The sequence below is a fragment of the Bacillus halotolerans genome (assembly GCF_004006435.1).
Taxonomy (GTDB): domain Bacteria; phylum Bacillota; class Bacilli; order Bacillales; family Bacillaceae; genus Bacillus; species Bacillus halotolerans.
The window spans coordinates 3074263-3096012 of record NZ_CP029364.1 but is presented as its reverse complement, the minus strand read 5'-3'; the positions used below and the strand labels follow the sequence as shown (position 1 = coordinate 3096012).

At 41.9% G+C, this 21750-nt stretch carries 39 protein-coding genes; all 39 read right to left on the bottom strand.

What is annotated here, in order from left to right; genetic code table 11:
• Positions 1 to 13 precede the first annotated feature (13 nt).
• Positions 14 to 679 carry a Gp15 family bacteriophage protein gene (locus tag DIC78_RS15855; RefSeq protein ID WP_127696582.1) on the bottom strand — a complete coding sequence of 222 codons (666 nt, stop codon included), beginning with the start codon at positions 677 to 679 and terminating at the stop codon, positions 14 to 16.
• Positions 680 to 688: 9 nt separating this feature from the next.
• Positions 689 to 1072: a phage tail assembly chaperone gene (locus DIC78_RS15850; protein ID WP_015382956.1), complete on the bottom strand. Its 384-nt coding sequence runs from the start codon at positions 1070 to 1072 to the stop codon at positions 689 to 691.
• A gap of 43 nt (positions 1073 to 1115) precedes the next feature.
• The gene (locus DIC78_RS15845; RefSeq protein ID WP_240671128.1) at positions 1116 to 1331 is read right to left on the bottom strand and encodes a fibronectin type III domain-containing protein; all 216 of its coding nucleotides are present in this window, start codon (positions 1329 to 1331) and stop codon (positions 1116 to 1118) included.
• Between the two features lie 46 nt (positions 1332 to 1377).
• Positions 1378 to 1824, bottom strand: a complete 447-nt coding sequence (locus DIC78_RS15840) for a phage tail tube protein (protein WP_041517720.1) — start codon at positions 1822 to 1824, stop codon at positions 1378 to 1380.
• A complete protein-coding gene (locus DIC78_RS15835) occupies positions 1824 to 2234 on the bottom strand; it encodes a phage tail terminator protein (protein ID WP_127696581.1) in 411 nt (136 codons plus the stop codon). The genes DIC78_RS15840 and DIC78_RS15835 overlap by 1 nt, the downstream gene beginning before the upstream one ends.
• Before the next feature lie 4 nt (positions 2235 to 2238).
• Positions 2239 to 2589, bottom strand: coding sequence for a minor capsid protein (locus tag DIC78_RS15830; protein WP_127696580.1), 351 nt, complete (start codon positions 2587 to 2589; stop codon positions 2239 to 2241).
• A complete protein-coding gene (locus tag DIC78_RS15825) occupies positions 2589 to 2924 on the bottom strand; it encodes a putative minor capsid protein (RefSeq protein ID WP_127696579.1) in 336 nt (111 codons plus the stop codon). Before DIC78_RS15825 ends, DIC78_RS15830 begins: the two co-directional genes overlap by 1 nt.
• Complete coding sequence (locus DIC78_RS15820) at positions 2917 to 3318, bottom strand: head-tail connector protein (RefSeq protein ID WP_127696578.1); 402 nt, start codon at positions 3316 to 3318, stop codon at positions 2917 to 2919. Before DIC78_RS15820 ends, DIC78_RS15825 begins: the two co-directional genes overlap by 8 nt.
• Positions 3319 to 3373: 55 nt before the next feature.
• Positions 3374 to 3682, bottom strand: a complete 309-nt coding sequence (locus DIC78_RS15815) for a fibronectin type III domain-containing protein (RefSeq protein ID WP_127696577.1) — start codon at positions 3680 to 3682, stop codon at positions 3374 to 3376.
• Positions 3645 to 4529 carry a hypothetical protein gene (locus tag DIC78_RS15810; RefSeq protein WP_127696576.1) on the bottom strand — a complete coding sequence of 295 codons (885 nt, stop codon included), beginning with the start codon at positions 4527 to 4529 and terminating at the stop codon, positions 3645 to 3647. The genes DIC78_RS15815 and DIC78_RS15810 overlap by 38 nt, the downstream gene beginning before the upstream one ends.
• Entirely contained in the window at positions 4529 to 5161 is a 633-nt protein-coding gene (locus DIC78_RS15805; RefSeq protein WP_240671127.1) for a hypothetical protein, read from the bottom strand. The genes DIC78_RS15810 and DIC78_RS15805 overlap by 1 nt, the downstream gene beginning before the upstream one ends.
• Before the next feature lie 78 nt (positions 5162 to 5239).
• A complete protein-coding gene (locus tag DIC78_RS15800; protein ID WP_127696574.1) occupies positions 5240 to 6346 on the bottom strand; it encodes a phage minor capsid protein in 1107 nt (368 codons plus the stop codon).
• The gene (locus DIC78_RS15795; RefSeq protein WP_127696573.1) at positions 6343 to 7872 is read right to left on the bottom strand and encodes a phage portal protein; all 1530 of its coding nucleotides are present in this window, start codon (positions 7870 to 7872) and stop codon (positions 6343 to 6345) included. Before DIC78_RS15795 ends, DIC78_RS15800 begins: the two co-directional genes overlap by 4 nt.
• Before the next feature lie 12 nt (positions 7873 to 7884).
• Positions 7885 to 9186: a PBSX family phage terminase large subunit gene (locus DIC78_RS15790; protein ID WP_017697404.1), complete on the bottom strand. Its 1302-nt coding sequence runs from the start codon at positions 9184 to 9186 to the stop codon at positions 7885 to 7887.
• Entirely contained in the window at positions 9167 to 9937 is a 771-nt protein-coding gene (gene terS / locus DIC78_RS15785; protein WP_127696572.1) for a phage terminase small subunit, read from the bottom strand. The genes DIC78_RS15790 and terS overlap by 20 nt, the downstream gene beginning before the upstream one ends.
• Before the next feature lie 165 nt (positions 9938 to 10102).
• Positions 10103 to 10444, bottom strand: coding sequence for a structural protein (locus DIC78_RS15780; RefSeq protein WP_127696571.1), 342 nt, complete (start codon positions 10442 to 10444; stop codon positions 10103 to 10105).
• 123 nt (positions 10445 to 10567) lie between these two features.
• Positions 10568 to 11029: a sigma-70 RNA polymerase sigma factor region 4 domain-containing protein gene (locus DIC78_RS15775; RefSeq protein WP_038428466.1), complete on the bottom strand. Its 462-nt coding sequence runs from the start codon at positions 11027 to 11029 to the stop codon at positions 10568 to 10570.
• Positions 11030 to 11043: 14 nt separating this feature from the next.
• The gene (locus DIC78_RS15770; protein ID WP_127696570.1) at positions 11044 to 11172 is read right to left on the bottom strand and encodes a hypothetical protein; all 129 of its coding nucleotides are present in this window, start codon (positions 11170 to 11172) and stop codon (positions 11044 to 11046) included.
• Between the two features lie 301 nt (positions 11173 to 11473).
• On the bottom strand, positions 11474 to 11677 hold the full coding sequence (locus tag DIC78_RS15765) for a hypothetical protein (protein WP_127696569.1): 204 nt from the start codon (positions 11675 to 11677) through the stop codon (positions 11474 to 11476).
• A complete protein-coding gene (locus tag DIC78_RS21605; protein WP_164848128.1) occupies positions 11674 to 11850 on the bottom strand; it encodes a hypothetical protein in 177 nt (58 codons plus the stop codon). The genes DIC78_RS15765 and DIC78_RS21605 overlap by 4 nt, the downstream gene beginning before the upstream one ends.
• Before the next feature lie 237 nt (positions 11851 to 12087).
• On the bottom strand, positions 12088 to 12465 hold the full coding sequence (locus DIC78_RS15755; RefSeq protein WP_240671147.1) for a YopX family protein: 378 nt from the start codon (positions 12463 to 12465) through the stop codon (positions 12088 to 12090).
• Positions 12466 to 12497: 32 nt separating this feature from the next.
• Positions 12498 to 12833, bottom strand: coding sequence for a hypothetical protein (locus DIC78_RS15750; RefSeq protein ID WP_164848144.1), 336 nt, complete (start codon positions 12831 to 12833; stop codon positions 12498 to 12500).
• The gene (locus tag DIC78_RS15745; RefSeq protein ID WP_127696566.1) at positions 12833 to 13393 is read right to left on the bottom strand and encodes a dUTP diphosphatase; all 561 of its coding nucleotides are present in this window, start codon (positions 13391 to 13393) and stop codon (positions 12833 to 12835) included. The genes DIC78_RS15750 and DIC78_RS15745 overlap by 1 nt, the downstream gene beginning before the upstream one ends.
• Before the next feature lie 182 nt (positions 13394 to 13575).
• A complete protein-coding gene (locus DIC78_RS15740; RefSeq protein ID WP_127696565.1) occupies positions 13576 to 14319 on the bottom strand; it encodes a hypothetical protein in 744 nt (247 codons plus the stop codon).
• A gap of 80 nt (positions 14320 to 14399) precedes the next feature.
• On the bottom strand, positions 14400 to 15239 hold the full coding sequence (locus DIC78_RS15735) for a phosphoadenosine phosphosulfate reductase domain-containing protein (protein ID WP_127696564.1): 840 nt from the start codon (positions 15237 to 15239) through the stop codon (positions 14400 to 14402).
• Positions 15240 to 15243: 4 nt separating this feature from the next.
• Positions 15244 to 15501: a hypothetical protein gene (locus DIC78_RS15730; RefSeq protein WP_127696563.1), complete on the bottom strand. Its 258-nt coding sequence runs from the start codon at positions 15499 to 15501 to the stop codon at positions 15244 to 15246.
• Positions 15498 to 15875, bottom strand: a complete 378-nt coding sequence (locus tag DIC78_RS15725; protein WP_127696562.1) for a YopX family protein — start codon at positions 15873 to 15875, stop codon at positions 15498 to 15500. Before DIC78_RS15725 ends, DIC78_RS15730 begins: the two co-directional genes overlap by 4 nt.
• Positions 15872 to 16189, bottom strand: coding sequence for a VWA domain-containing protein (locus DIC78_RS15720; protein WP_127696561.1), 318 nt, complete (start codon positions 16187 to 16189; stop codon positions 15872 to 15874). The genes DIC78_RS15725 and DIC78_RS15720 overlap by 4 nt, the downstream gene beginning before the upstream one ends.
• 31 nt (positions 16190 to 16220) lie before the next feature.
• A complete protein-coding gene (locus tag DIC78_RS15715; RefSeq protein WP_015715365.1) occupies positions 16221 to 16427 on the bottom strand; it encodes an XtrA/YqaO family protein in 207 nt (68 codons plus the stop codon).
• A gap of 80 nt (positions 16428 to 16507) precedes the next feature.
• Positions 16508 to 16675 carry a hypothetical protein gene (locus DIC78_RS21600; protein ID WP_164848143.1) on the bottom strand — a complete coding sequence of 56 codons (168 nt, stop codon included), beginning with the start codon at positions 16673 to 16675 and terminating at the stop codon, positions 16508 to 16510.
• A 119-nt stretch (positions 16676 to 16794) separates the two neighbouring features.
• Positions 16795 to 17253 carry a DUF1064 domain-containing protein gene (locus DIC78_RS15710; RefSeq protein WP_017697392.1) on the bottom strand — a complete coding sequence of 153 codons (459 nt, stop codon included), beginning with the start codon at positions 17251 to 17253 and terminating at the stop codon, positions 16795 to 16797.
• Positions 17240 to 17650 carry a YopX family protein gene (locus DIC78_RS15705; protein WP_127696560.1) on the bottom strand — a complete coding sequence of 137 codons (411 nt, stop codon included), beginning with the start codon at positions 17648 to 17650 and terminating at the stop codon, positions 17240 to 17242. Before DIC78_RS15705 ends, DIC78_RS15710 begins: the two co-directional genes overlap by 14 nt.
• Positions 17651 to 17743: 93 nt before the next feature.
• Entirely contained in the window at positions 17744 to 17881 is a 138-nt protein-coding gene (locus DIC78_RS21595) for a hypothetical protein (RefSeq protein WP_164848142.1), read from the bottom strand.
• Positions 17874 to 18701: an ATP-binding protein gene (locus tag DIC78_RS15700; protein WP_240671126.1), complete on the bottom strand. Its 828-nt coding sequence runs from the start codon at positions 18699 to 18701 to the stop codon at positions 17874 to 17876. The genes DIC78_RS21595 and DIC78_RS15700 overlap by 8 nt, the downstream gene beginning before the upstream one ends.
• Positions 18586 to 19278: a DnaD domain-containing protein gene (locus DIC78_RS15695; RefSeq protein ID WP_127696559.1), complete on the bottom strand. Its 693-nt coding sequence runs from the start codon at positions 19276 to 19278 to the stop codon at positions 18586 to 18588. Before DIC78_RS15695 ends, DIC78_RS15700 begins: the two co-directional genes overlap by 116 nt.
• Before the next feature lie 197 nt (positions 19279 to 19475).
• Positions 19476 to 20273: a PD-(D/E)XK nuclease-like domain-containing protein gene (locus DIC78_RS15685; RefSeq protein WP_338021170.1), complete on the bottom strand. Its 798-nt coding sequence runs from the start codon at positions 20271 to 20273 to the stop codon at positions 19476 to 19478.
• Positions 20233 to 21150, bottom strand: a complete 918-nt coding sequence (locus tag DIC78_RS15680) for a hypothetical protein (RefSeq protein WP_127696557.1) — start codon at positions 21148 to 21150, stop codon at positions 20233 to 20235. Before DIC78_RS15680 ends, DIC78_RS15685 begins: the two co-directional genes overlap by 41 nt.
• Complete coding sequence (locus tag DIC78_RS15675; protein WP_127696556.1) at positions 21147 to 21338, bottom strand: hypothetical protein; 192 nt, start codon at positions 21336 to 21338, stop codon at positions 21147 to 21149. The genes DIC78_RS15680 and DIC78_RS15675 overlap by 4 nt, the downstream gene beginning before the upstream one ends.
• Positions 21339 to 21438: 100 nt before the next feature.
• Entirely contained in the window at positions 21439 to 21633 is a 195-nt protein-coding gene (locus DIC78_RS15670) for a YqaI family protein (RefSeq protein WP_127696555.1), read from the bottom strand.
• Positions 21634 to 21750: the final 117 nt, after the last annotated feature.

The following is a 21750-nucleotide window of genomic DNA, read 5'->3' as shown; positions in this document are numbered from 1 at the left end:
GGATGTATTAATCTCAATTCGGCCCGCTGCCGCCATAACTCTCACCGCCCTTTTTTCTTGTATTTGCTATCATGGAGAAATAAGTGTCCAATTTGGTTTCCAAATCTTCAAGCGTCTCTTCGTCCTCGAGACTGTAAAGGCGTTTGAGTTTAATCAACCGATCCCGTTCTTCTTTGTTGTGCTTAGTCGGTTTTGGCACTTCAGCAGCTCGAATACTCACGACCTCTTTAAATTTGGATTTATCTGAGAGGTTTTGGAGAAGAGCATTGAATTTATTCCAATGCAGAGTCCCTTGTAATTCGAATAAGTCCAAGTTATAGTCATACAAAAAAGACGCGTATATATAAGCCGCGTCTTTGTCCAGATCGTATAGTTTTTTATTCGGTGCATCGTTTTCCTGTTGTTCTTCTTCGTCGTCATCCTGCTTTTTCAGCCCGATGAAGTCATAAACAATAGTTTCGAGAGCCGCGTTTTTTTCTTCAATCTCAAGAAACTTTAAAATTTCCGGATTCATTGCAAACATTTCTAAAGCTATATCAAGCTTCTGCCCTTCACTAAACCTATCGTCTTTAAAGAGCTCGAAAAGCCTCATTACCCTGTCATAGGATAAATTCAAGTAAAGTATATTTTCGCCAATCATTATTTGATCGTCGAATCTTTCTGTCAGCTTAAAATCCATAAAACTTCACTACTTTGTATAGTATTTCTTGCCGCGATTCTGAAAATCTTGGAACTTTTCTTCTACCACTTCAAGTAGACTAAATACAATTTCTGCTACCACAAATACTGATCGGCCGGCCTGCTCATAAATATGACTGTATGTGCCTTCTCCTAAAAACATTTCAATAGCTTGTTTGGTCAATCGTTCATTTTCAAGCTCTAACTGCTCCAATTGTTTGTCAGAGGCGTTATTGACATTTACTTTTTCAAGCTTTTTCACAGCCGCATAATACTCTTTTGAAAAACTCTCGTATTTTTTCAAGGAATCATCATCAAAAGGAATCTGATAAATAGAATCCCCAATTTCAACCTCTTCATAGGATTTCTTGATTTCAATTTTACGAACAGCCATAGTTATTCCGCTCCTTTATAAATAAAAAAGGGCAGCCGTATGGCTAGCCCTCTGTTGTTGGTTCTGGTTTTGTACGAGTTACTAATGAATCTGATGGTTCAGAGACACCAGCAGCATTAACAGCGCGGATCACAAATGTATATTGTGTGTCCGGTTTTAAACCTGTTGATTGATATTTATTTTCTGTTACGTTATCAATTTTATTTCCGCTTCGGAAAATATCATATGAGTCAGCCCCATCTACTTTGTCCCAAGACAAGCTGATTTCATTTGTACCTGCCTCATAAGTTAGATTTTGGGGCGCATCAGGGTGTTTCAGTTACTTTTGGCACCCCGTTATAAGCGATTGTGACGCCGAACTCACCTTTTGCATTCGCATCACCAGAAGGTAGGGATATCTCAGTCATAGTCACATCACCCTCAACAATTACACCGGATGGATCTGTCCAGCGAAATTGTGTTTCCCTCTCAGATCCGTATTTCAACGCTTTTGAAGCAATAAAATTTTGCGCCGGATCATCATATTTCCGATGTCCGGAGAATGCAAGGGTTAACTGTCCCCCTGTTACTGTAGTGGATTTGTTTCCGTCACCGTCTAAATAAGATGTATCATCTGTTTCTTCATTCGGAGAAGGTTCAACGGATGAAAAGCCGGCTCCAACTCTTACCCATGTTGGTTCTGTGGCGTCCGGCGTTGTATTGATCTCAAATTTATGTTTTGCCTGAATGATAAAACTATCAGTACCTGGCATCATTTTGCCTCCCTTGCTTTGATAAATAACTCTGCATCAAAAGTGGATGCATACACATATTCCTGCTGCTCAGATTTCCCTAGAAAATTAGGCGTTGCAGAAATATTGCACTTAATAAATTCAAATGAATTGTCGCTACTTTGAACCTCGTTCTCTTGCAATCCAGATAAGAATTCGCCAATTTGAAGTAAAGAATTATATCCCACGAATTGCTGTTTATGCTTCACAAGAATCTGAAAGCGATAGGTTTTCTCTATGCTGCCATCCATGTAATAAACATTTTCTGCATCAGATGAGGGAATGGGCGTTAATGCAATGCTATTCCCTTCTTGAAGCATTGGAATGAGTATAGTGCTATACAAATTCATATTTCGCTCGATATGATCAATTAAACGATCAGGGAAATCCATTTTTTCACCTTCTTAAATAGGCGTTAACTGCATTTTGTCCAACTGTGATCCAATCACCTTTATGTTCTGTAGCTGCCACCTCAGCCCACCGCGCTTTCGCATTTGGGTTTCGATCTAGAGATACACGTCTTGCATTCCACACTTTGCTTGCATACTTAGTATCCCAGATTACTTTCCCGGAACCAGGATGCGAGGCTCGTATACCACTTCTTTTTAGCTCCCCAGTATCTTGCGGAGCATAGAAGTTACCGTCTTTTAAAACTTGTTGATCTATAGCAATTTGAGCGTGGTCTAAAGCAGCAGAAGTAGCATTTAAAACACCGCTTAAATTAATATTCACGTTAAAACCAGCCATTAGATCAACTCCACTTCATAATGATGCGGTAGATCACCATCAAAAGTATAAAATGGGCTCACCTTGTTGACTTTCATTGTGCGACCGTTGAAAATGACTTCTGATTTCTCTTTCATTTCCACAAACGGATTTGAATACTTGGCATCCAGAAACAATATAGATTGAGAGTTAACCTGTTCCCCTGTTGCTGTGACAGTAAGAGAAGTCGAAGGCTTTACAAGAACGTTAATAACAGGGACAACGTCAAGCCATCTTTCACCCCAGCGTTCATTTTGTTCATATTCTCTGTATTGCACAGAGTGAATAAGCAATTGTTTAGGAATCGGCCTAACCATGAGTAAAAACCTCAATACCTGAATACAAAAGCCCTGTAAACTGTAAGTAAGCTATAGTGGTAGGTGAAACCCTTTTTTGATTTCTAGTGAGCTCAGGATTCGATTTACTATAATTAAACCCTCCGATACTAACGCTAGACATGTCATCTGAAGCACCAATTGTGTCCCCACCATTCAACACGTAATATTCCACTTGAGCTGCCGTGGCCTTTTTCACGTTTTCATCAATGAAGCTGTTAGCCGCCAAGTTAATAGCTCCATTTTTAATACGAAAATTGGTCAATTGATCAATTAGGTCAGACGCTCGTCGAATATACTTATCTAAAACCTCGTCATTGCCCTCAGATTCGCCTACATACGTTTTTCGGTAATAATCAATATCAATATAACCCACTGGAGAAAAACCTCCTTAAAACGAAAGAGACAGCTTTATATTAAGCTGCCCCTCTCTAACTTGAACTTGATTCAGTTGTTGGTTCTTTTTGCGTCCGTGTGACAAGGTTTTCTGATTTATCAGAAGCACCCACTTCATTGACAGCTGCGACAGCGAATGTGTATTGAGTATCAGCCTTCAAACCACTAGAAACATACGTGGTTTCAGTAGTGTTATCAATTTTATTTCCGCTTCTGTATACGTCGTATGAAGTTGCCCCATCTACCGCATCCCAAGTGACGGTCACGCTATCAGTCGTAGCCGTGAACGATAGATTTTGGGGCGCATTAGGGAGTAGTTTGCTCAAGGGAGACAATAACGCCATCCTGTTTATTTTCTAACATGAATAGATCATGATAAATACGGTTTTGATAAAGGTATCCGTCACCTTCTATATGCTGCCCTGGCGCAAACAAATAAACAGAATTGAATTTTGCTTTCGCAATAACATTTGTTTTAGCAACGATCAGGAAGTTAATTTTCTTGGCTCCCTCTGCCGGTTTAAATCCTTCTGAGAAATCAAAAGAATCATAGAAACGTGATTCGTCCCAAACTTCAACTAAACGAACGCCATCGATAGATGAAACTCGTGTTTCTAATGTTCCATTATTATTAGTCACATCAATTTTACGAGTAAAATCCTTTGAGAGTTCCAGCGCATCCATTACCTCACTCGAAACGTACGCGATTAGGTTTCCTGGTCCATATTTTCTCAAAGGACGAATTGCAGCTTTTAATGTTGTGAAAATGTTCTCTTTGTCAATAGCGCCCGTCTCAATTTGTTTCCTATCGACAGCGTATTTGGCCAACTTCGAGAAACGATATGCATCGAGCTCCGGCGTAGCATGCTCTGTTGTGAATGTTGCAGTAACATTTGAAGCAGAAGCAGCCTGATTTGATTCATCGACATCTGCTTTGTCAACGAAAAATTCAATGTCTCGATCAAATTCAAGAGTATAAGGCTTCTCAGTTGTTGTAACGGTTCCTTCGTTGTACCCTTTATTTCTTGTATGCGGCTTATATCCTGTTGTAGACACTGATTGAACTTTAAATGTTTTTGCATCCAACCAGTTTACATTAGGCGTTTCTAATTCTGCTGTAAGTGCATCTTGCACCAATTTTTGATCTAAAGCGTCTTGATACTTTGATACATAGTTAATAGAGTTTGGCATTATTGAGTTCCTCCTTTAAGTCCTAATCCTGTAAGAAAGGCGTCCATTTTCCCGCCTTTGGATTGATGCTGCCCTTGAGAAAAGCGCGGCTTGTCTACCTGTGTTGTTACTTCACTATTTGTAAATTGCGGGTATTTCTCCACAACTTTTTTGATCGCCGTTTCGATATCTACATCATCATTCATCTGCGCTTTTGCAAGTAGAAGAACATCATCCAGCGATTCTTCATTCACACCAGCCTTAAAAGCTGACAGCTTGGCGTTAGCTTTGAAAAGTTCCTCATCTTTTTCTTTATTTGACTGCTCAAGCGCTTCATACGCTTCCTGTTGTTTCTGCTGCTCAGTCTTTTGAGATTCAAGATATTTTCTGTGATCTTCGACGGCAGCCTTTGCCTCATCGAAGTTTTCAAAGCCAAGTGATTTTAAAATCTCCTTTTTCACATCCTCATCTGAGGGCGTGGGGTCAGTTTGCTCTTCGTTACTTGGTTGTTCAGTTGGAGAGCTGGCCTGTACATCAGTATTACCTTCTTGATTAACTGTTTCATCGGTAGCCACCGAATCACCGTTCCCTACTTCTCCGCCAGTATCTTCTGAGAAAAACTGCAGATTCAATTTTAAAAGTGGGATTGTCATATATGTTCCTCCTTCTGTTTTAGGCATAATAAAAAAGATTGTTCTTTTAAGCCTGCAATCTTCTAAAAAGGCAATGAGTCAATAAACTTGTTCACGATATCTTCGGCGCTCGCGTCCGGTTTCCTCAATAAATGCACGCATAGCAGCTTGTCTTTTTCTGATTTTTAATTCTGCTTTAGCTGCCCCCTCTTCATCCCCGATAGCCTGAAGCATATTGGCTTCATTTTTGGCTTTTCGGATCTGCCTTTCAATATATCGTTGTTTTTGGCTCTGTTCATATGCTTTTGCATTCTCTCTTTGGTTATAGGGTTTATTTCTGCGTATTGAAACACCTTCGATATAGGCATATTTTTGATGACCGCAGTTAATCCCAAATAAGCCGTCTGGCTCTCCGTAACTTGTGGATGAGAGAGGCGGGTACCTCGGGTGATTGCCGGATAAAGAAAATACCTTCCCTTGATACCGGGCGCATTTCGGGCGAGCCCCTGAATGACTTGAAATTTCAACAAGATCGATACCGTAGCTCGCGCATCTATCTTCTTGCATTTGATTAGTTACATTATTTGAAACCGTCCTGATCACAGTTCCTACATGAGCCTCTGTACTCCACTTCCGGCCGGTCCTGCTTATAAATGCCGGGATTCCTTGTTTACTGTATTCAATACAGGCTGAGCGCAAAGCCTCTTGATGCGTTTTCAATCCACTCAGAACCTCAGCTGTTGTTTTATTTACAATATCCCTATAGACCTGTTGAGACTGAATAAGGATAGTTGAATTTGTGAGATTAAGTTTTGTTTTAGCCTGCTGATAGTAAGTATTTAACGTATCAATAATAGTCGGGTCTTCTTTAACTGGAGGAGCCTGCTTTAAATTTCCGCCTTTTGCAACACGTTGTAAAAAGCTTTCTTGCTCAGCAATTCCTGTAAACCCCGCATTTTCAAGAATAGAATATATCGTCTCCTCTGCTATCCCTGTCCTTTCAGATAACACTTCAATATTCTCCTTAGTAAGGGCCTGCAGCTGGTTGAGCTTTTGAAATTGCCATGAAAGAATGGTTTCCGATGTCTCTTCCTCATCAGTTTGCAATTTCGAAGCGATATTTTGAAGCAGTTCACTCTCCATAGCGTTATAAATCTCAATTAAAGGACTCGTGAAAAGATCAAGTTGACGTGGGGTGAGGCTCATTCAACTTCATCTTCTTCCGTTTTTTCCTCTTCTTCCTCATCCTTTTCCAGTTGACCTTCTTTTTGGCCAAATGTATCTAACATAAAAGCATCATCAGCAGTAGCATTTTCATCTTTTATTTCTAGCAACATTTCTTCCGCTTGTTCTTCTGTTAGATCAAGGATTCGCTGAAGAGCATATTTCTTTGAAATAAGTCCGGCGCTCTGTAATGTCATATAATATGTGGCATTTGCCGCCCTATCTTCTGCAATGCTATCGTCAAAATCAACCGTTACATCATAGTCATCAGGAGCTGTAAAAATATCATATAGCTCGGCCACATTAACAATGACATCTACGAGCTCTTTAATCCCTTCTTCAACTATTGTTTCATGGCTATTTTTAGTCCTGAACGTCTTACTGTTTTCGCTGACAACCTCTGTCGCGGTCTTTAATCCTTGAGAATCAAAAGTAAATGTCCCTGCTGAGAAACCCAACTGCATAGACAGCAAATTCAAAATACTATTGATAGCATCAATATGTTCACTCACCCGCAATTCAACGCTAATGTCTTTTATTGCATCTTCACTTTCAAAGTTCATTGCCTGGTACGCTTCATCCTCAGCGTCAAAATAACGTGACATTTTTCCGCTCTGAGGATCGACTACGGTCTTTATCGCGGATTGTGGAACTAAAATGCGTTTTTTCCCTAATCGGAATTCCCTTTGAAAGCTATCATAAGCAATATCCAGAGTTTTTAATGTATCAAGGGCATTTGCATAAATGGATATCCCTAAAGGCGAATACATATCAAAATTATTTGCTGTGTTGGGCCGAATATAAACGAACAAAGGTCGTGTAAGCCCCTCAATCCTCGCCTCTTCCTCTAAATCTGGATACATAGTAGATAAAGGGACTCTAATGCCTAATGTAGCTGAGTTATTACTCTCATAAAGTTCATTGGTAATGACATATTCAGAGCCTTCCCACGTATGCCATTCAAGCAGTGTATATTTTTTGTCGCCTTTTCTTGTCTCATTAACAAAAACGCCTTCTGTCACTTCGTCACTTGTTGAGGACAAAGGATAAAAGGCGTCAGCAGCTACATATGAAATTTTAATCTGGCCGGCATCCACATGTACTTTCATAACCATGCCACCAAGAGCAAAACTGTATTCCAAATATCGTTGAAATTGCTTGCCGAATTTATTATGGTCCAGAACGTCTTTAATATTGTCATATAGTGTGTTATCTGACACATTCACCAAGCATTTTTCATTGAACACCAGTTGGGCCATTTCTGCAGCCGCAACTTTAGGCATATTTAGTGTGGCTCTGCGACGTGATCTCTCACCGGCAACTGTTTTATATCTTAAATCATGAAAGTCTTTGTGGTATCCCTTGTATAAGGCATACCATGTATCCACGTATTCATAATGCTCATCGGTAACCATTACCTTTTTGCTGTCTGTAATCTTGTTTATCCCTTGTATTAAACCCATTCTGTACATCACCGCCTTTAATGCAGAGCCTATTTTTTTGATCATTGTTTCACCGCCCTAATTTTTCAAGCCGAGCTTTTGCAAATTGTCATTAACGTAATATTGAAAGGCGTCACAAGTGTGATCATCAATTTTTATTATCTTCGGATCATCTGATTGAAGAGTGTCTGCATCCCACTGGTATTTCCTGTGCTCGGTCAAAAAGATTTGATTCGATTCTGTTTTAAGCACAAAAAAACGCCCTTGAGCCAATAGGTCCTGAACGTTATCGATCATGTCAATTTTCTTTTTCTTCGCTACCGGGTGCAGCCTGATTCCATAGTCTTTGAAGAATTGATTTCGAAGGGCACCTTCAGCTGAATCGATCGTCTGCTTGTCGAAATACTTGTTGTATTCTTGGCTTATCTTATCCATCCACTCTTTTAATTCTGTAGAAAGTTCAGATGGAGCTTTTTTCACGACTTTGTTTTCTGGGCTATAGTAATAAGTATCAAGCAGAATGACATTTTGTTTCTTTGTTAAACCGAACGCTAAATAGGTTGTCGCTGATACTTGGTGCCCGGTATCAATAGCAATATCTATAAGAATCAGTCCGTCATCCTCTGGCAACTGATCAATTTCATGAAAATGGTTCATGTTATAGACCATATCCCCAAGACCGATAACCTCTCCGCTATACATCCAGCGCCAGTAATCCTCGTCCTGTTCCTTATAACGCTCAATTTTTCGAATGAGCTGATCAGATAAGAAGCCTTTTTCATCCTCAAGGTATGTTGAGTGATGAAGGAAATACTCATCATCTCCCGCCTTATCGTCTCTCCACTCATTCACCCAAGCGTAAGGATTCCGCGGCGGGTTATAAGAATAGTAAATTTTCACTTCTTTTTCGCCCAGGTCTTGTCGGATGAATGTATCTTCCACAATATCAATATCCTCTACACCGCTAAACTCGGCCAACTCCTCAAACCATAGAGCCATGATATAACCTACTGCTATATTCATCGATTTCAGCTTCTGCGGATCATCCACGCCATAGAAATAAAAAGCCGTTTTCGTTTCCTTGTGTTCGATCTTTAATGGAGATTTACCAAAAAAGAATTCATCCTCCACACCAAGCATGTAAATAGCCCATTTTATCTGTTCATAAACAGAGGTTGAAAGGTATTTTGCAACCTTCCGCAGACAAATCACATTACCTTGGGGATCATCTAAAAAATCAATGACGAGTTTCAAAGAAATTACGGATGACTTCATAGAAGAACGGCCGCCAGATAATATTGACTTTGGTCTTTCGTTCAGCCAGAAAGAATAGAAATTCTTATTCATGAGGTCAGTAATTTTAATTGTCTTGGTTTCCATCGCTAATTGCCTTCCTCATAGCATCTTTATCATTAACGATAACAACCCGGTTCTTTCCGGATTTCTCATTCTTTGTCTCAGCCTTTGTCTTCTCGATATTCAAGCGCATTTGCTCCAATTTAAGGCGCCGTTCGTCTTCTTCATGCGCCAGCTGGTCAAATTGCTTTATCAAGCTCCTGAGCTCTCCCATTGCCCGTGATTGGGCGTTTAGGAAGGTTGCATGACGATCCCAAGCGAATTGTATTTCAAGCTCTTCTTCAGCAATGGACTTTTCAAAATACTCGTTTCCGTCTTCATCCTCTTCAGGACGATAAACGTATTTCGCTTTTTTCAGCTCTTTTGCAAGGTCATCTTTATCCTGCACGAACATAATACGCTGCGCCCGGAGAATGGCTGCATATTGAATCTGTATCTGATCCCATATCATATCAGCAGGCGAACGTTCTTGAATCTCTTCCATGATTTCAAGCGTCTCTTCTGGCAGGAATTTAGAGAAAAAGCCGTGAGTCACAGCATTTTGATTCCTCTGTGGTGCGCCGCCGTTGTTCCCGACTGCATTTTTGTTGCCGGGCTGTCCACCCTTTTTTGTGTGCACACTTTTTTCAGAGGGTGCACCCTTTTTCCTTTCCCAACCATGCCGTTGTTTCCACGATTTAATGGTGTTCACTGACACCCCGTACTTTTCGGCAAGGTCCTTGTATTTCAAGCCTTTGACGTAATCCTTGTACGCCTGAATGTGCTTTTCAGCCATCTACATTCACCGCCGCCCCCTTCTGATTCGTGTTGTTTTGGAAAAGATATTCCCTCTAAACTAAGCCCATACTCAGAGGCCTTGCCAGCAGTCTGAGATTCACTGGACTCAGTTTACAAAGAATATAAAGAGAGCATCACCGTATAGATGACGCTCCGCTTGCTGCTACTTGATATAGAAATTGCTAGTGTAGAATGTTCCTAAAGTGGTGACATAATCCCCGTTTTTATCGTATTTATAAACCTCAACTTTGAAACGGTACGTACCAGCTTTATTCAGATATTCTTTGATGTCGAATTTATCATAAGCTTTTTCATCTGGTTTTAATGGGTTAGGTGAATCAATATCAAGAGATACCCACTTACCGTTCACAAGCCGCTGAGGAATCAAATTGGGACCAGCAATATAACTATTGTCATTTTTGACTGCTACTGTGACATATTTGTCCTCTTTCAAGCTGTGCTGGGCTTTTGTAGGATTTGCACTTACTCCCTTTAATGATGCCATGTTTCTCCCTCTTTTCCGGATACAAAAAGCCCTATACCTTATAAGGGCATAGAGCTCTTGGATCACTATATTTTATTTTGTTGTGACGCGGAATGTTTTCGCCTCCCCGTCCTGCCTTCAAGTTTACACTGCCGATTTAAACGAGTTCAAATATTGCAGAAAGTTGGCTTCTTTGACTTTATTGACGATGTTGCCGATTATGGCTGTTTTGATCTTTCTGATGGTATCACGAGAGCAATCAAGGTGGTTTGCAATAGCTGTATAACTCATGCCTTCCATCATGCAATCATAAACGATACGGTGCTTTTCTTCTTCAATGTGTTCCATTGCGTTGTCCAGGTAATGCACAATAGATTCATATTTGTGGAGCCGTCTCTCTCTTCGGTCCATCTGCCGTAGTTCTGCCTGACTGACGCCTGCTGATCCCCTTGGCATGCCTGCTTCATCCCCGTATGTTGCAGTAAGCTTTCCGCCAATAAAATCTACTTTGTTTAAAACACGGTTGAGCCTTTTGATCTCCCGCAGCATGAATTTATAATCACGAATCCATTCTTCAATCTCCCATGCAATCATTTGATCTGTCATAATAATTCCTCCCTTTATTTACGCTTAAAAGCGCCGCCTTTGCCGCGTCTGAGTGTTTGCATGTTCGTGTTCATAATTGATTGCCAGAAACGATCTGAGCGCTCCTGTTGCTTCTGTGATGGCTTCTTTTTGGACTGTTTCATGTCTCATCACTCCTTTCACCGTTAGTAATTGCGATAGACATCCAGATAGTTGCGAAATAAAAAACGGACACCAAACAAACAGCGCTAATGCTGTAAGTTCAGTGTCCGCAGGCTTTCCGTCTTGGACTTATTCAGTTAAAGCAGCACGTATGTAGCAATGGTGCCGATAATAGATGTGATACATATTGCAGTTAAGTGATTCCGCAGCTGCGAATCCTTATCCTCTCCTATAACTCCCATAAGAGAGATAACCAGAACCAGTAGGAGAACTATTTTCAAGGCTATTAACATCTTTCTCCTCCTAATTAAGACCCATTTGATTCATTCTGGATTTAACAGCTAGAGGCACCACGTCCGCCGGCTCCACATATGGATTCTTCTTGTATTCCTGATAGTAAGCTACAATTAGCTTTGATGTATGGCTAACAAGCTCCAGTTGTAGAGGCATACCCTTTTTTAATTCATCAACAATCATTTGCAGTTCAATCTCAGAAAATCCGTTCATTTGTCTTCCCTCTTCTCTATATACTTATCAATATCTTTAAAGTAAGCCGCAGCCGTGAAAGAAATGATTGCCCCGATCAAAGCAATGTTCGCTTTCATGTCCGGCCTGTAATCGTGTTGGAAAAATATCCAGAATCCGCATCCCATCAACAGAAACAGTATCCTGAGAATCATAGGTTGCTCTCCATCACTCCGCGCCCTCCAATAACTCAGGATATCTGTCAGAAGACCATTCCAACGCTTCTGTGAGAGCGTCGCGTAGACTTTCGTCACTTGTTTCAAATTCACAAGAAATTCCGATGTCATTGGGACAAATATCAAGTTCGAAAAGTTGTACACACCATTGCTCGTTTGATGAGTAAATATCCATTTGGTGTCGTTCTCGTAGCTTCATTATTAATTCATGAGAGTTCATTTCGCCCCCTCCAATAACTCAGGGTTTTGATATACGTCACCGATTACTTTTAATGGAACAGTTTTTCTTATTGAGTGTCCCGTCCATCCGCCATTGCCTGCATTCGCAAGGTAGAACTGAACCGGCACAATTTTAAACATAGCCTGATTCGCGTCATAACAGATGACCCCATTTTGATAATTAAAAGTCCCATATTTGACTATAGACCCATCATAAAGACTTTTATCCTTCAACCCTGTCCCCCACATGAGAACGGATTTTCCGTCCTGACTGGATGCGACTATATCAGGACATAAACCTGCGGAATCTTTATACAACGTCCATACCTTGTCTCTTATAAAAAGGGTCAGATTCACGTCATCCCCATAATGCATATTCTCGCCGTCCCAAACTCTGTATGCTGTGTTCATAGAAGCGAACCGTCCATGATAAGGACTTCAATTTCAGGGTTGTTGAAATCCTCTGAAATACGAGTGTAAGAAACAAGCTCCCCATCTTCATCCTTTGTTTGCGAAAACATAATGAGTGCATCGTCGCGTTCTACTTCTCGGATTTCATCGTCTTGAAAATTTTCGTAATCGTCCGTGTCAGCAATTTGCTCGTTGTAAATCCTTTCAGCATCCGCCTCGTCTTTCGCTTTGAGAAGTGCGTAATATGGTTCATTGATTTCATAGAATTTCATTGTTCTTCCCCCTTCAATTGTTTGGATGTCTGAAATGATCGGGTTGTCGGTATGGTTCATCAATACCCCTCCTGCTGCCGCTGATGATTGACGGCGTTTTTCTCCATGTAAGCAGCTTCGATCTGTTCCCATTTAAAGCCGAGCTTGTTGCCTAATTCAAAGAACGTTGTAAACAAGCTGATATATGTCCCCTTTTCCACATTGCTAAAATGGAATCCATAAGCAATGGATAACAAGCAGGAGAATGTTTTTGCTGTGTCAAACCCTTTGTCAGATATTAAATGCTGCACGACTACATCATCTATGGTGTCAGTATCATTCCAGCCAAGCCGGTTTCCGATGCTCAAGATAAAATGCAGGCAGTCCACGTATTCCTCAAGAAGTGGGTTTCCGCCTTTCCTGAAAGCACCATTAGGAGAAGTTTCTAACGGGTGCTTTGTTCTCGGCTCCCGGTCATTGCTCCAATGCTTAAAGCCTCGCCATTCATTCGCACACTCGGCCAGCTCCACCTGTAAAGCAAGAATGAGGTTTGGCAGCAAGTCCTGACCTTCCAGCCCCTTTTCTTTGATGATCCGTTCATCAAGCGCCTTTTGCATTTCGAACATTTTTTGTAGATTCATTGTTTCCGCCCCCTATTTCCGCCCGCCGACGGTTTTCATTAGATTGTCTTGCAGCAGGAACATTAGATAGTTCCTGCCATTGTCACCGTACTTCTGTTCAAAAACTTCAATTGCTTGCTGGAGAATTGGCTTGTAATCTTGTTTAACAGTCACACGCCGCACATCCCTTCTCGCATTCCCTTTTAGAAACTTGGTTCCGGTTCTTCTTCTGGCGTAACTGCATCATTTTCCCATTCAATATCAAGGATTATTCCCACGCCGTTTTGAGATAATCTCATGAGCAGAATTTCAAATTCGTTCAGACGTCTGAGAGATTTTAAGTCATGCACTGAGTTATATTTCAAATCCCATTCCTTATCTTTTCCGTTCTTATAAAAGGAAATCGGTATTTCAAAGTTCATTTTTTCGTCATGATCGCACTCAAATAAAATTATTGCGTGTTCAAAAATACTCCAACTTCTATCATCGTTACGTTCAACATTTACAGATACCTCAACCGCTTCATATTCAGGTCTATCATCAAATTCTACTTCCAGACCGTCAGTCTCAACGTTTTTTGCGACATAGTTCATCCATTTTGCGAAGAGGTCAGACAGTTTGACTGTTTTTTCTGCTACTTCTTCCGACATCAATTCCTTGAAATTGTTTAGAAGGTTACGGTTTTCCAATGTTGTATTTTGTAATACTTCGACCAGCACATGGTCAAGCTTTGTAATGTACTTTGAGTAATCATAGTTTTCTAAGTAAGGGACGATGACGCTTTTTAGTTTGCTTTTGATAATGTCGGTCACATCGCCATAGCTTGAGAATAAATTTTCAAGCGCTTTTGAAATTCCTTTTTCCAGTTGTTCTGCGACCAGTTTTTCAACCATTCCTTCTTCCATTTGTTTTGCGATTACATCTTTGATATTTTTTTCAAGGTTCATTTTAATTTCCTCCTAATTTGTATATACTTGTAAAATTGTTCATGTGTTCATTTCCTCATGGTTTTATATATGAATTTCCCTTAAACGCCACACATGCCCTCACATTCATTTAAAAAGTGATCAATGTCGAGCTGATTCTCATTGAAATTAACTTCCTCCAAAGGCTTTCCAGACTTATGCAGGAAGGCGTTATTTTTGAATCGTGGCAGCTTCCGAATAAGCCGATCTATTTCCACCGCGTCTTTCCATGACTCTGGGTCCTTCATTTTCATGTCACGCCATGCGTTATAATCATGAAAAGGGCAGCCTATGCAGCTGGATTTTGCCGGGGTCCCGAGCCCTTCACGTTCAACGTAAGTAATGCAGCGTGACCGATCTATGAAAGCCACATCAACCAAAGGATGTTCGGCTACTTGCCAGCTTTCCCGGCTCGGTTTAACTCGCTGAATTTCATCGGTGCTTATGCCTTTCCATAGATGAACGACTTCTTTAATGCGCTGCCTCGGCTTGTATCCGAGCAATGAACGGATTTTCCGGTTAACCGGCAATATTTTGTATTCGTTTGTACACTGACGCATTACCATGCCAATTTCACCCTTTGATCCCCGCGTGTATAAAGGCATGCTCGCGAATCGTCCTCCTGTCTCAGCGCCTTTTACAATGTCATCTCTAATGCTGCCATTGTCTGTGAAAATGATCTCTCGTCCATATGTTTCTTTGATATGCTCGTTTACTTTGTTGATCCAGTCGTAAACGTGTTGAGGCTCCCAGCCAGTATCAGAGAAAATGATATGGTCAGGAATAACGCCATTTATTTCACCTTTCAAAGCCATGAGGAGAAGGGCCGTTGATTGTGTGCCCCCTCCGTATGAAAGAACGTGTATATGCTGTTTGCCATCGTCATAATGCTGCTTGATCATGGTGTCATCCCCCTATCCCTGGCAGAACCGCAATTGCAAAGAATAAAACCGCCACGATCCCGCCAAGGAGCCAAGTATTTGTCTTATCACGCTTTGCAATGATTGTTTCCTCACCGATCATTTTCAGATCGTCTGACTTTGCCACGAGCACCGGTATGTAATCTGGATGTACTTTCAAATATTCCGCCGCCTGCTCAACTGTCATCGCTTCGTCTTTCGTGGCTTTGACTGCCCGTTGAAGCTCAACTTGTAAAGGGATCATCGTTTTGCACCGCCTAACACTTTAGGTTTTTGATATACGTCACCTATCACTTCTATCTGAATACCGCTATTTAACGGGATGCAATTGATATTGCTTGAATTTAGTGTTAAAGCATAGTAACCATTGAAATAACAGACAGTGTATGTTCTACCAAGGAAAACGGCCAAATCATGCTCGTAAATCTCCCTGCCGTTTTTATCCTTCAGCCCAGTGTATAAATCTCTGTTAATTAGTTCATAACCAAACTCTTCACAAAAGACGGGTGACAGCTTCCGGGACGGCCGGCCTTCAAGCTGACCGATGGAATACGTTTTTAACTCGATATTGCCAGTTTCCTTATGCCGAAAAGCGTATCGGATTTTGATGATGCTCATTTCACATCACCCTCCAATTCATTTTGGGCAACTGTTATCGCGAAATTGAGATTGGTAATGATCTTCTCCAATGCCTGTTTGTATCGGCTACTTTGCCCGCTTAGATGCTGAATGTCCTTTTGTGCCTGCCGGAACTGATGTACCGTTACTTCCTGCTGGCGCTTGTTTTCCTCAATGATTTCCTGCTGTTTTTCTACTGATTGAATTAGAAATTCTTGATCCTCAAGAATAGTGGACCAATTAACGTCTATTTGCTTTTTATAAAGTGAAGTTGCTATTGAAAATCTATTTTTTATTTCCTGAAATTTATCCATGCCGTTCCTCCCCCGCAGGGGAAAGCCCCTGCTATTTGATTTTGAAACCTATTTCATGATCAACTCGAGCAAAGCTGCCCTTTGCCGTTTGAATGATTGTTTTGCCATGCTCCGGGGCTTCCAAGACATGTGCGGTACCCTGGCTCCCGTCTAAAACGATGATCTGTATTTTGCCCGACTCCATTGCCTGTTCGATTGTTGTATCTTTGCTTAAATTAATTTCTCTTGGGTTGTACATTCTTAGCGCCCCCTGTGCTATGATAGAAGTACCAGTTCATATCAATGCATCGGGGCTAACGCTTCGGTGCTTTTTTGTGTTTAATAGTGGTCCATTCTCCATCTATCCATCGTGAACGCCGGAGACGGTTTCAATTCCTCCCGGTAAACGATCGGATGCTTCTTCACGTATTCGGCCAGCTGTTCCGGCATCATCTTCCATTCTTCAACCGGTCCTGGCTTGTAAGGATTGATGCTTTGCTGTTCCATGGTATCTACCTCCTGAATTGATTTTGGGAATTTCCGTGCCGCCGAGTTTCTTGCAATCAGAACCCATTCGGCTGGCGCATGCCTTAAACTGAGAGCAACGTGTCATACAGGCCATGAGCTTATCTTCTTCCTGCACCCACAACGGCCGATCGTCTGCGATTACCACGTTTAACAGTGGACTTTCCCGCCTTTCTTTTGAGTTTTTTCAGCTCGTCCAGCTCGATGAAGCCAAGTGACTTATCAAGAGCCAGCACCTTGAGTGGCGTATCGTAAAGCCGCTCGTACAGCTTGCGTTTGATGGCAAATTCCTTTGTTTCCACGCCCTTGATGTCAATGATCTCGATGCTGCCGTCCAAATTATGAACCTCAAAGTCTGCAATATACTCAATCTTCCGAAAAGTTTTGCCGTTCTTTTTGAATGCCTCTTGCAGCAGGAAACGTGGCTGTAGCTTAAAATCTTTGATTTGCTTGCTAACCTTGAGCCATTTCAGCTGCTCATAGTATTTGGCTTCGGCCCGGCTATCGAACGTAATGCCGTCCACCTGTGTTTTTCTGGCGCCGTACTTATTCGCTGGCATGTGATGCCTCCAAAAGCTCTGGATTTTCGTAGATGTTTCCTATGACTTCAAATCTTTCACCACAAAATAGGGAATCACGAATTGGATGGGTCCGTAAATCTCCCAAATATCCAATTACACAGAAACAGCCATCATCAAAAACTACTTCTGCAGAGTTCTTGCGCTTATCAATTACAATATCCCCTTCATAAATCTCCCGACCGTTTTTGTCTTTCAACCCGGTGTATTGTCTTAACCAAACATCACCATACCCGCTTGGTTCTAAAGAGAAATGACACCAGTCGCCTATTTCCCCATCAAAATCTCCCACGACTGTTTTGCTATTAAAATTGATATTGTGCGGAATAAACATTTCTTTTGTTGGCTTATAGATACCTTGAAACTTAATTTCCCTCATTTCCCTTACCTCCCGTCATTCTCTTCCCATTGCTGAATCTGCTTTTCTTTTGCTGGCGCCGTGAGTATGATGGCCGGCAGCAGGATCACCGCTTTAAGCACTGCGCATCAGCTCCATTTGTCTGATCTTTTCCTCAAGCACCCGGATAGCCGGTGTGAGGTCCTTGCCGCCCTTTTGTTCAGCAGGCCCGAACATGTAAATGCCGCCGATTCCGTTCGTTTTTTCATCCATTCCGCAACCCTGCCAATCTATGATTTAATAGCATTCTGTCGCCCTTGATGATCACGCAATAGTCCGCGCACATTTCATAAATCCGGGTACCAAGCGCCTCGTCAATCTCCACAAGTTTCTCGATGTCCAATTCACTCGAGATTAAGACCGGCTTATGATTCAGATACCGATAATTGATGACGGAATATGTCTGCTCCACCTGCCAATCGGTTGCCCGGGGCTTTCCATTCATAGGCTTGAATAAGTCATCTATGAACAGCACTTCAATCTCTTTTATGCGATTGAGTTTTTCTTCAAGCTTGTCAAAATCATCTTTCAGATCGTTGAAGCCTTCCACGTAAGGAAAATACTGAACCGCGATATTTTTCGATTTAATCAGCTTGTTTGAAATAGCTGTCAACAAGTGCGTTTTCCCTGAGCCTGGCTGCCCTAGCAAAGCGATACTGTTGCTACGGGTGCCCCTTATGCTGTCAAAATCCTTGTAGTATTCCACCGCAGTATCGTAAGCGTCTTTCACAACAGCCGGCTTTCCTTCCGTTGTGAAATTCTTGAATTTCAACTTCTCAAATTCAGCAGTTATGTCACTAGAATTCATCAGTTTTCGGATGCGCCTACGTTCTATGCATTTGCACCGGACCCAGACCTCATAGCCGTCTCTGTTCTCGATATATCCGAGCTGATCCTTACATTTAGAGCATTCATAATCAGCCTTTTCTTCTGAGCCGTCCAACCCCGCCGAAAATTGGGCTGACCTTTCCTGAAGCTTCTTCAGTATTGCTGCCATTGCCGCGTCTGTACTTTGCGTTTTGTGTGTTTCCATGTTGCCACTCCTTACTTTTGTTCTTGTTTGACTGGAGAATGCGCTGTACATAGGCCAGATTGCGAGCGTTCCGCGTTACCGCCTCTTTCATTGCCTCCAGTACCTTATCTTCGCCATAATCGTCTATCAAGCTATTAAGCTTTTCAGCCATGAACGATGATAGAAGGCCGAATCCCTCATCCTCGAAAAATGCAAATGCGTTACTTTTCATTTTCTTCTCATCCTCCTGCTGCTCATTCGGTAATGGTGCCGAGTCTTTCTTTTTGTTGTAATTTCCTAGTTGTATGTACTCAGCGTAATGAAGAACTGTTACGATAAAACCGCGCTTTTGTGGTAGCCGGTCCAACTTCAAATATTCTTGTTTAACCATTCGATCTAGTGAATACTTGATCTGATCAGCTGACCAGTTGAAGCGTTTAGCCAGATCCACCAGCTTTATAATTGTTTGGCCGGGCTCTAATTGTTGATCCGGCCTGTACTCAGCCCTTTTAAACAAGTGATCATAAATCGTCTCATCGCGTGAATCCTTAAAGGGTAGCCGGGGCAGGATCACATACCCCAAACCGTGCATATCCATGCCGCTCACCTACTTCCTTTCACACAGTGCTGTCAGGGCTTTAAAATCAATTTCAATTAATCGCAGCGTCGGCTCATTTCTTTTGAGGTAGTCAGTGACATACCGCGTGTACAAGTCTTTTCGCATATCTCGTCGGACAGTTTTCACAAGCCAGACATAACAATGGGGAATATGGACTTTGATCATTGCCCTTTCCATCAACTAACCAACTCCGAAAAATGTATGATGCTGTTCAGTTGATTAGTGGCCCGGCAATACTTACATTTTTCGCACCTTTCAGGCTTCTCTCCGCCATATTTAACTTGGATAATGCGTTCCATCCGTTTTTCAATATCCTCAAGCTCTACTTCCATCCGGCCTTCATCAATATTGATGACAGCTTTATCGGGTGGATCTTCTTTTGAAACCCCTACAATCAGGGGCTCAAGCCATTCGCTCCGTCCAGTCATTCTTTTTTCAAGCTCTGCATACAGTGCCATTTGAGCAATATAGCCATTCGCCTCAACAAATGAGCAATATCCTATTTCCGGGTCCCAGACTTTCTCCCGCAATGACCTTGCTGTTTTCAGATCGGAGAAACGACCGCCAACTGGGTTGTATACGTCCAGCTTTCCTTTCCACGGAACACCGAACAATTCAGCAGTTACGATGACTTCCTTTTCTCCTTGAAGAACAAACATACAGAGATCATCATTTTCAATCGCCTCAATCATCAGATCAGCTAACTGATACTGCTTGTATAGCTGACCTTTTTGAGTAAATAGTGAAGGTGTGTTCCTCTTGAATTCGTCAAAGGCCTGTTCTCCCTCAAGCCAGGCATGAACGTATTGACCGAAGAGAAGGGCCTCCGATGTTGGGGGCGTCCATTCTCCGTTAATCTTTGCCATCGTTGCTGCCTCACATTGCAGAAAGCTTTTGTATTGAGAGTTTGACATGTAGTGTCTATCAATCTCGTTAGAATAGTAGTTCTCCTTGTTTAGCGCCGGTATCCGCATTAGCAGGATCACCCGCCTTCTCTTTACTTTCAGCAGGCTTGTCAGCTTGCTCTTTTTGCTTTTTGAACTCTTCCTCAGCCTTTGATTTTGTTGCACCTGTAGCCTTGGTATTGAAGTAATCTTCCTTCTTTGCCATACCATCACGTAAAGATGTATAAATGCGGCCAATCTTTAAAAAGTCTTGTTCTGTAAAGGCATCAACGTTACTTCCGATGTATTCCTCAATCATTTCTTTAGTAATCCCAAATTCTTTCTTGAATGTTGATAATGCATTTCTGAGACGATCTTCCAATGGTTCTTTATGTCCGTTTATTAACGTTTTCTGGCACATATCAACTGCAGCATCAACGATATCGCCAGGAATCACTCCAAGTATGCAGGAACGGAGTCGACGGGCTCCTTGATTGGCAACCATTTCGTAAATATCCCTTGCATCATTGAGCTTTGTCACTGTACCTTTTGCCTTTCTCTCATGCTTCACAGTGAATATTTTGGTTTGTCGTGTATTCGTTTCGAGGTCCCAAGCATACGCCATGACAGAGGATTCTCCGGCTTTTTGCTCGAGTTCCATAATTCCGTAATCAATGTTGCCCCAATTCTGCGCCAATGCCTCAGCCAATCGGATTGACGGACCAGATACCTTTGTCCCACCGCGGGGATATTCATACACCGCATTCTCAGCTAGCAATCTTCGTTCGCATGCTTTTTTTATCCGATCAAACGCCGCATATACGTCCCGCGGAAATTTCTTTGCAATAACCATAGCCGCCTGTACTTCTTGCGCCTGACGGCTTACCATGGCTTCTGTAGTCACACTTGATGCCTGCTGAGGTGCCGGCATGTAATCTGAGTAATCTACCTGTGATAATCCATTCATCGTGCTTCTGCCACCTTTCTTTTGTATGCTTCCGTTCCAAGCCGCTGCCATTCCCGGTAGTGATCCATTGAAGGGAAACTAAACTGCGCTTTACCGTTTTTGGCGAATACAATTGAACCGCCGACCTGTCTCAAACGTTGCTGATCCTCCGCGCGCTCGCTGAATGCCACTTTAACTGCTTTAGCCATATATAAAACCTCCATTGATTTTTATGAGGCGTTTTGGTATAATTAAGTAACTATTTAAGTCAAAACGCCTTACTGAGTCCACTTTGCCGAGTGGGCTTTTTTATTGCTCATTTTTAAATTTGAAGCCAAGCTGCTCCCTGAGATAGCGATCAAGGTTCTCTCTCAAGATCACCGCGCCGCAATCGATTACATAATCATCGACTGGCGTAACATCATCCCCGAAAAAATCCTTTGGTGTTTCTGGCTCAGTCAGCTTATCGTGCCAGTTGTTTAGAATCATTGGATTTTCGATCATTCATATTCTCCTTTCTGTAATTCGCTGTGCGTTCATCCCAAATCAAGTGCAGTTCGCTATGGTTTCGGATTCTTTCACACCATGCTTTGACCTCCAACGCTGTTGCTGGTTTGTGGA

What these genes read in the sequence shown, in the direction of transcription:
- DIC78_RS15855 (WP_127696582.1), bottom strand. Translation starts at nt 679, where the DNA reads ATGGATTTTAAGCTGACAGAAAGATTCGACGATCAAATAATGATTGGC.
- DIC78_RS15850 (WP_015382956.1), bottom strand. Translation starts at nt 1,072, where the DNA reads ATGGCTGTTCGTAAAATTGAAATCAAGAAATCCTATGAAGAGGTTGAA.
- DIC78_RS15840 (WP_041517720.1), bottom strand. Translation starts at nt 1,824, where the DNA reads ATGCCAGGTACTGATAGTTTTATCATTCAGGCAAAACATAAATTTGAG.
- DIC78_RS15835 (WP_127696581.1), bottom strand. Translation starts at nt 2,234, where the DNA reads ATGGATTTCCCTGATCGTTTAATTGATCATATCGAGCGAAATATGAAT.
- DIC78_RS15830 (WP_127696580.1), bottom strand. Translation starts at nt 2,589, where the DNA reads ATGGCTGGTTTTAACGTGAATATTAATTTAAGCGGTGTTTTAAATGCT.
- DIC78_RS15825 (WP_127696579.1), bottom strand. Translation starts at nt 2,924, where the DNA reads ATGGTTAGGCCGATTCCTAAACAATTGCTTATTCACTCTGTGCAATAC.
- DIC78_RS15815 (WP_127696577.1), bottom strand. Translation starts at nt 3,682, where the DNA reads ATGGCGTTATTGTCTCCCTTGAGCAAACTACTCCCTAATGCGCCCCAA.
- DIC78_RS15810 (WP_127696576.1), bottom strand. Translation starts at nt 4,529, where the DNA reads ATGCCAAACTCTATTAACTATGTATCAAAGTATCAAGACGCTTTAGAT.
- DIC78_RS15805 (WP_240671127.1), bottom strand. Translation starts at nt 5,161, where the DNA reads ATGACAATCCCACTTTTAAAATTGAATCTGCAGTTTTTCTCAGAAGAT.
- DIC78_RS15800 (WP_127696574.1), bottom strand. Translation starts at nt 6,346, where the DNA reads ATGAGCCTCACCCCACGTCAACTTGATCTTTTCACGAGTCCTTTAATT.
- DIC78_RS15795 (WP_127696573.1), bottom strand. Translation starts at nt 7,872, where the DNA reads ATGATCAAAAAAATAGGCTCTGCATTAAAGGCGGTGATGTACAGAATG.
- DIC78_RS15790 (WP_017697404.1), bottom strand. Translation starts at nt 9,186, where the DNA reads ATGGAAACCAAGACAATTAAAATTACTGACCTCATGAATAAGAATTTC.
- terS (WP_127696572.1), bottom strand. Translation starts at nt 9,937, where the DNA reads ATGGCTGAAAAGCACATTCAGGCGTACAAGGATTACGTCAAAGGCTTG.
- DIC78_RS15780 (WP_127696571.1), bottom strand. Translation starts at nt 10,444, where the DNA reads ATGGCATCATTAAAGGGAGTAAGTGCAAATCCTACAAAAGCCCAGCAC.
- DIC78_RS15775 (WP_038428466.1), bottom strand. Translation starts at nt 11,029, where the DNA reads ATGACAGATCAAATGATTGCATGGGAGATTGAAGAATGGATTCGTGAT.
- DIC78_RS15770 (WP_127696570.1), bottom strand. Translation starts at nt 11,172, where the DNA reads ATGAAACAGTCCAAAAAGAAGCCATCACAGAAGCAACAGGAGCGCTCA.
- DIC78_RS15765 (WP_127696569.1), bottom strand. Translation starts at nt 11,677, where the DNA reads ATGAACGGATTTTCTGAGATTGAACTGCAAATGATTGTTGATGAATTA.
- DIC78_RS21605 (WP_164848128.1), bottom strand. Translation starts at nt 11,850, where the DNA reads ATGATTCTCAGGATACTGTTTCTGTTGATGGGATGCGGATTCTGGATA.
- DIC78_RS15755 (WP_240671147.1), bottom strand. Translation starts at nt 12,465, where the DNA reads ATGCATTATGGGGATGACGTGAATCTGACCCTTTTTATAAGAGACAAG.
- DIC78_RS15750 (WP_164848144.1), bottom strand. Translation starts at nt 12,833, where the DNA reads ATGAACCATACCGACAACCCGATCATTTCAGACATCCAAACAATTGAA.
- DIC78_RS15745 (WP_127696566.1), bottom strand. Translation starts at nt 13,393, where the DNA reads ATGAATCTACAAAAAATGTTCGAAATGCAAAAGGCGCTTGATGAACGG.
- DIC78_RS15740 (WP_127696565.1), bottom strand. Translation starts at nt 14,319, where the DNA reads ATGAACCTTGAAAAAAATATCAAAGATGTAATCGCAAAACAAATGGAA.
- DIC78_RS15735 (WP_127696564.1), bottom strand. Translation starts at nt 15,239, where the DNA reads ATGATCAAGCAGCATTATGACGATGGCAAACAGCATATACACGTTCTT.
- DIC78_RS15730 (WP_127696563.1), bottom strand. Translation starts at nt 15,501, where the DNA reads ATGATCCCTTTACAAGTTGAGCTTCAACGGGCAGTCAAAGCCACGAAA.
- DIC78_RS15725 (WP_127696562.1), bottom strand. Translation starts at nt 15,875, where the DNA reads ATGAGCATCATCAAAATCCGATACGCTTTTCGGCATAAGGAAACTGGC.
- DIC78_RS15720 (WP_127696561.1), bottom strand. Translation starts at nt 16,189, where the DNA reads ATGGATAAATTTCAGGAAATAAAAAATAGATTTTCAATAGCAACTTCA.
- DIC78_RS15715 (WP_015715365.1), bottom strand. Translation starts at nt 16,427, where the DNA reads ATGTACAACCCAAGAGAAATTAATTTAAGCAAAGATACAACAATCGAA.
- DIC78_RS21600 (WP_164848143.1), bottom strand. Translation starts at nt 16,675, where the DNA reads ATGGAACAGCAAAGCATCAATCCTTACAAGCCAGGACCGGTTGAAGAA.
- DIC78_RS15710 (WP_017697392.1), bottom strand. Translation starts at nt 17,253, where the DNA reads ATGCCAGCGAATAAGTACGGCGCCAGAAAAACACAGGTGGACGGCATT.
- DIC78_RS15705 (WP_127696560.1), bottom strand. Translation starts at nt 17,650, where the DNA reads ATGAGGGAAATTAAGTTTCAAGGTATCTATAAGCCAACAAAAGAAATG.
- DIC78_RS21595 (WP_164848142.1), bottom strand. Translation starts at nt 17,881, where the DNA reads ATGGATGAAAAAACGAACGGAATCGGCGGCATTTACATGTTCGGGCCT.
- DIC78_RS15700 (WP_240671126.1), bottom strand. Translation starts at nt 18,701, where the DNA reads ATGGAAACACACAAAACGCAAAGTACAGACGCGGCAATGGCAGCAATA.
- DIC78_RS15695 (WP_127696559.1), bottom strand. Translation starts at nt 19,278, where the DNA reads ATGGATATGCACGGTTTGGGGTATGTGATCCTGCCCCGGCTACCCTTT.
- DIC78_RS15685 (WP_338021170.1), bottom strand. Translation starts at nt 20,273, where the DNA reads ATGCGGATACCGGCGCTAAACAAGGAGAACTACTATTCTAACGAGATT.
- DIC78_RS15680 (WP_127696557.1), bottom strand. Translation starts at nt 21,150, where the DNA reads ATGAATGGATTATCACAGGTAGATTACTCAGATTACATGCCGGCACCT.
- DIC78_RS15675 (WP_127696556.1), bottom strand. Translation starts at nt 21,338, where the DNA reads ATGGCTAAAGCAGTTAAAGTGGCATTCAGCGAGCGCGCGGAGGATCAG.
- DIC78_RS15670 (WP_127696555.1), bottom strand. Translation starts at nt 21,633, where the DNA reads ATGATCGAAAATCCAATGATTCTAAACAACTGGCACGATAAGCTGACT.